This is a genomic window from Kitasatospora sp. NPDC059803, from assembly GCF_042732255.1.
In the GTDB taxonomy this organism is placed as follows: Bacteria; Actinomycetota; Actinomycetes; order Streptomycetales; family Streptomycetaceae; genus Kitasatospora.
This window is the reverse complement of record NZ_JBHWIJ010000496.1, coordinates 1-3,139: the sequence shown is the minus strand read 5'-3', so window position 1 is coordinate 3,139 and position 3,139 is coordinate 1. Positions and strand designations below refer to the sequence as shown.

Here is a 3,139-nt window from a genome sequence, read left to right as displayed (position 1 = left end):
GCTCGACGACGGGCGGGTGGTTCCTCCTGAGGGGGGAGCCACCCGCCCGTCGGCGTTCCGGTGGCCGTCGGGGTGACGGCCGGTCGACGGGAGGACACCGGAGTGTCGCAACGTCAGATTTCCGACATAGCGGGCATGGTGTTTCACGTGAAACGTCGCTCCTTGCTCTCGGGAATCCTCGGCCGCAGCCGGGCGGCGACTGTTGCCGCTCCGGTTTCACGTGAAACACTGACCCCCATGCAGGACTCGGAGACCATCGGCCAGATCGATGACACGCCCATCGCGAGGGCTGCCCAGGCTGCGGTTCAGGCGATCGGCCGAGCGGGTGAGGGTCTGCCCCGCCCCGCCGCCACCCGGGTGATCGTGGTCGCCAACCAGAAGGGCGGGGTCGGCAAGACCACCACCACCGTCAACCTGGCCGCCTCGCTCGCCATGCACGGACTGCGCGTCCTGGTCGTCGACCTCGACCCGCAGGGCAACGCCTCCACCGCCCTCGGCATCGACCACCACGCCGAGGTGCCGTCCGTCTACGACGTCCTGGTCGAGGGCAAGCCGCTCGCCGACGTGGTGCAGCCGGTGGTGGACGTCGAGGGGCTGTTCTGCGTCCCCGCGACCATCGACCTGGCCGGCGCCGAGATCGAGCTGGTGTCGCTGGTGGCCCGGGAGAGCCGGCTCCAGCGCGCCATCGCCGCCTACGAGCAGCCGCTGGACTACGTCCTGATCGATTGTCCGCCCTCGCTGGGCCTGCTGACGGTCAACGCCCTGGTGGCCGGGCGGGAGGTGCTGATCCCGATCCAGTGCGAGTACTACGCGCTGGAGGGCCTGGGCCAGCTGCTGCGCAACGTCGAGCTGGTGCGCGCGCACCTCAACCCCGCGCTGCACGTCTCGACCATCCTGCTCACCATGTACGACGCCCGGACCAGGCTGGCCGCCCAGGTCGCCGAGGAGGTCCGGACGCACTTCCCGCAGGAGGTGCTGAGCACCGCGATCCCGCGCTCGGTGCGCATCTCGGAGGCGCCCAGCTACGGCCAGACGGTCCTCACCTACGACCCGGGCTCGACCGGGGCGCTCTCCTACCTGGAGGCCGCCCGCGAGCTCGGGCTGCGCGCGGCGGCGGTCGGCGGCGGCCCGCTCCTGGGGCAGCAGCGGCACGGCAGCGGTACGGGGCACGGAGCCCCGGTGGCACAGCACGGTACGACGGAGGGTCATCGGTGAGTGGTCGCAGGGGTTTGGGACGAGGGCTGGAGGCGCTGATCCGCCCCGCCGTACCGGTGGACGGCGGGGCGGCGGGGGCGGCCCCCCCCCCCCCCGAGGGGGCGATCGGCGCGGCGTCGCCGACCTCGGTACCGACGCTGCCGACCGGCCGCGGCACGGTGGCGGCCCGGGCGGCCGCGGAGAAGCAGGCCGAGCAGGCGCAGCCGGCGCCGGTGGCCGGTGCCTTCTTCGCCGAGCTGCCGCTGGACGCGATCGAGCCCAACCCGCGCCAGCCCCGTGAGGTCTTCGACGACGACAAGCTGGCCGAGCTGGTCGTCTCGATCAAGGAGGTCGGTCTGCTCCAGCCGATCGTGGTGCGCCAGGTCGCGCCCGATCGCTTCGAGCTGATCATGGGCGAGCGCCGCTGGCGCGCCTCCAAGGAGGCCGGGCTGAAGCAGATCCCGGCCATCGTCCGTGCCACCGAGGACGACAAGCTGCTGCTGGACGCCCTGCTGGAGAACCTGCACCGGGCCGAGCTGAACCCGCTGGAGGAGGCGGCCGCCTACGACCAGCTGCTGCGGGACTTCTCCTGCACCCACGACGAGCTGGCCGACCGGATCGGCCGCTCGCGCTCGCACGTCTCCAACACGCTGCGGCTGCTGAAGCTCTCGCCCACCGTGCAGAGCCGGGTCGCCGCCGGGGTGCTGACCGCCGGCCACGCCCGGGCGCTGCTCGGGGTGCCGGATGCCGAGCGGCGGGAGCTGCTGGCCAAGCGGATCGTCGCGGAGGGCCTCTCGGTGCGGACCACCGAGGAGATCGTCGCGCTGATGGGCGAGGAGGAGGACCGGAAGCCGAAGCGCCAGGCGCCGAAGGCGGGCAAGCTGATCTCCCCGGCCTTCAACGATCTGGCGAGCCGGCTGTCGGACCGCTTCGACACCCGGGTCAAGGTCGAGGTGTCGCAGCGCGGCGGCAAGCTGGGCAAGGGCAAGGTGGTGCTGGAGTTCGGTTCGGTGGAGGACCTGAACCGGATCCTGGACAGCCTGGCCCCGGGCGAGGACGGTCTGCGGCTGTCGCAGGGCTGAGCCGGGGACGATACCCGATGGGTGCATGTTCCGCGTGAGCACTGTTTCACGTGAAACATGCACCCATCGGCGTCTGTGGGGGCATGCTCGACCGTGAAGTGGAGGAGGAGGTGCGGGGCATGGGACGCCGGATCGCTCCGCTGACCCTGGACAACCTCGCCGATCTGCCGACGACCTGCCGCTCCTGCGTGTTCTGGGAGCTGGATCCGGTCAGCGGGAAGGCGGCGGTGGAGTCCGGGAAGCCGGAGCTGGAGAAGGAGGGGTGGATCTCCGCGGTGCTGCTGGAGTGGGGTTCCTGCGGTCGGATCGTCTACGTGGACGACCAGCCGGCCGGCTTCGTGCTGTACGCGCCGCCCGCCTACGTCCCCCGGTCGCAGTCCTTCCCGACCAGTCCGGTCTCGCCGGACGCCGTCCAGCTGATGGTCAGCCGGGTGGTTCCGGGCTACCAGCGGCAGGGGCTCGGCCGGGTGCTGGTGCAGACCGTGGCCAAGGACCTGCTCGGGCGCGGGGTGCGGGCGATCGAGGCCTTCGGCTCGGCCGGTCCTGAGCCGGTCGGCTGCGTGCTGCCGGCCGACCACCTGCTCGCGGTCGGCTTCAAGACCGTCCGCTCGCACCACCGCTACCCGCGGCTGCGGCTGGAGGCGCGCACCACGCTGTCCTGGCGGGGCGATGTGGAGGTGGCGTTGGAGCGGCTGCTCGGCGGGGCGCGCAAGGAGCCGGCGCTGCGGCCGTTCTGAGGCGGGAGGCGCGTGGAAACGACGACGGGGGGGGGGGCCCCGGGGGGGGGGGGCCCCGCCCCCCCGCGGACGCGCCCGGCGCCCCCCACCCCCGCGAATATAAAATGACACAAACCCCCCCCACCC

3 protein-coding genes are annotated in these 3,139 nt (G+C 72.5%); all 3 read left to right on the top strand.

Annotated features, from left to right (window positions below):
• Positions 1-264: 264 nt before the first annotated feature.
• Positions 265-1,215 (top strand): ParA family protein, encoded by a 951-nt coding sequence (locus ACFV6I_RS38685; protein ID WP_279634954.1) that lies wholly within the window; start codon positions 265-267, stop codon positions 1,213-1,215.
• Positions 1,212-2,276 (top strand): ParB/RepB/Spo0J family partition protein, encoded by a 1,065-nt coding sequence (locus ACFV6I_RS38680; protein WP_380430872.1) that lies wholly within the window; start codon positions 1,212-1,214, stop codon positions 2,274-2,276. Before ACFV6I_RS38685 ends, ACFV6I_RS38680 begins: the two co-directional genes overlap by 4 nt.
• Positions 2,277-2,395: 119 nt before the next feature.
• The gene (locus ACFV6I_RS38675) at positions 2,396-3,013 is read left to right on the top strand and encodes a GNAT family N-acetyltransferase (protein ID WP_063348469.1); all 618 of its coding nucleotides are present in this window, start codon (positions 2,396-2,398) and stop codon (positions 3,011-3,013) included.
• Positions 3,014-3,139: the final 126 nt, after the last annotated feature.